Genomic DNA, 427 nt, shown 5'->3' on the forward strand with positions numbered 1-427 from the left:
CTCAACCGAAGAAAGCAACTGACCTAACACCTCCGGTGAAACCTTCTGTTGTTGGAACTCTGGATGGAAAAGCGGGAACGAAAGATCCTGTTGAAGTAGTGACAGATCCGAATACGAAAGTGGAATTATTGGATAAAGACGGTAATGTTATCGGTTCAGGTACGACAGATAATACAGGTCATGTCACGATTACACCGACGAAACCTATTCCTGAAGGTAATGTCACTGCGAAAGCTTACGACAATGCGGAACATCCAAATAGTTCTACATCTGATCCTGTTAAAGCAACTGATACAACGCCACCAACTACTCCAACACTTGATACGGATTTAGGTGGTAAAGCTGGTACTCAAACACCTATTACGGTGACTACAGATCCAAATACGCATGTTGATTTACTTGATAAAGATGGTAATATCATTGGTTC

Annotated in this window: 1 pseudogene; it reads left to right on the plus strand. The window is 41.9% G+C overall.

From position 1 onward, the window contains the following. Positions 1 to 427, plus strand: a pseudogene (locus KA858_RS09120) (YSIRK signal domain/LPXTG anchor domain surface protein); the annotation flags it as partial.

It is taken from the genome of Staphylococcus sp. GDX8P80P, assembly GCF_017893095.1.
GTDB lineage: Bacteria > Bacillota > Bacilli > Staphylococcales > Staphylococcaceae > Staphylococcus > Staphylococcus borealis.